We start from the raw sequence: 1,410 nt of genomic DNA, 5'->3' as shown, positions 1-1,410 counted from the left end.
AGCAAGTTTCTTGAAGAAGAAGATGCGCAGGTCTGTTAGCAACTTAAATGTCGCATTGTGGCTTACAACGCGCTCACCCCAACGGCCAGCTGTTCGTGCCATTGCAGCACCGCGCACGCCAGCACCTGGCAGCATGTAGTTGAAGGTTTCACGCGCAACGGTTAAACCAGCCACTGCTGCTGCGGAGATAAACCAACCAGACAGAGTGAGCAAGCCAACAGATGCAGCAAGTGTTAGGAACGCCAATAGCATACCCAGCGACAAACCGAACCAATGTTTTTTATACAGTTTTAGATAAGGGAGTAAGTCACGCATCTAGGTTCCCCTTGTCTGATTCACGCTGCGCTAGGTTGGCAGCTAACATGTCTTTAAACAAACCTTCTTGTGAGGCTAGGGTAGCGTAGTCGCCACGTTGTACGATTTGACCATCTTGCATCACGAGAATTTGTGAAACGTTTTGCAAAGGTGCAAGTTGGTGAGTGATCATCAAGTTAGTGGTGGATTGGGTATACTTATTAATTCCTTCCATCACCAGTTTTTCACTGCGCGCATCCAAGCTTGCCGTCGGTTCGTCAAGCAACCAGAAACGGCCGTTTTGTAGCATTGCTCGCGCAAGTGCAAGACGTTGAGCTTGTCCTACAGATAAACCGCCTGAACGGTCAGAGATTGCGTAATCCAGGCCATGCATTTCAACAAACTCAGCTGCGTAAGAATCGTTGAGCACTGTATTCACTTGTGCGTCTGGAATATCGTGTTTACCAAGCGTGACGTTATCACGAATGCTGCCGTGCAATAACATTGGGTTTTGACCAATCCAGCTGACAGCTTCGCGCCAAGTCGATAGATCAAGTTGAGACAACTCGCGGCCGTTAATTTTTAAACTGCCCTTGTATGGCATAAAGCCAAGAATGGTATTAACCAAACTGGTTTTACCTGCGCCACTTGGGCCAACAAGCGCAGTGCTTTGATTGGCTTCCAATGAAAATGACAGAGGGCCAGCCAATTGTTTCCCTTCAGGGCTGAAAACAACCAAATCTTGAGCTTCGATTTGAATTGGCGTGTTCTGTTCAAGAGATTGAGTTCCATCTTTCACTTGATCTACCTCTAGTTCAAGAAACTCGACAATACTTTCGGCAGCGCCCACCGCTTGTTGCTTCGCGTGATAGAAAGTGCCGAGATCTCGAAGTGGTTGGTAAAACTCAGGAGCTAAAATCAGGATGAACAGGCCAGCAAACAAGGTGACGCCAGCACCGTAGTAACCAAAGTTCAATTCACCGATGTAACTGAAGCCGAAGTAAACCGCAGTAATAGCGATAGAAATAGAAGTGAAGAACTCCAGTACCGCAGAAGAAAGGAATGCGATTTTTAGTACATCCATCGTGCGGGTACGAAATACCTCTGATGCCCCTT

Annotated in this window: 1 protein-coding gene and 1 pseudogene; both read right to left on the bottom strand. The window is 47.3% G+C overall.

The window, feature by feature from the left end; all coding sequences use genetic code 11:
- Positions 1 to 315: pseudogene (locus R7R24_RS24445) on the bottom strand (cysteine/glutathione ABC transporter ATP-binding protein/permease CydC); the annotation flags it as partial.
- On the bottom strand, positions 308 to 1,410 hold a 1,103-nt coding region (locus R7R24_RS24440; protein ID WP_318119688.1), incomplete at its 5' end, for an ATP-binding cassette domain-containing protein. The pseudogene R7R24_RS24445 and the gene R7R24_RS24440, both read right to left, overlap by 8 nt.

Source organism: Vibrio sp. 704 (assembly GCF_033339295.1).
Note: the sequence above shows the minus strand (reverse complement) of the source record. Positions and strands in the feature narration are given on the sequence as shown.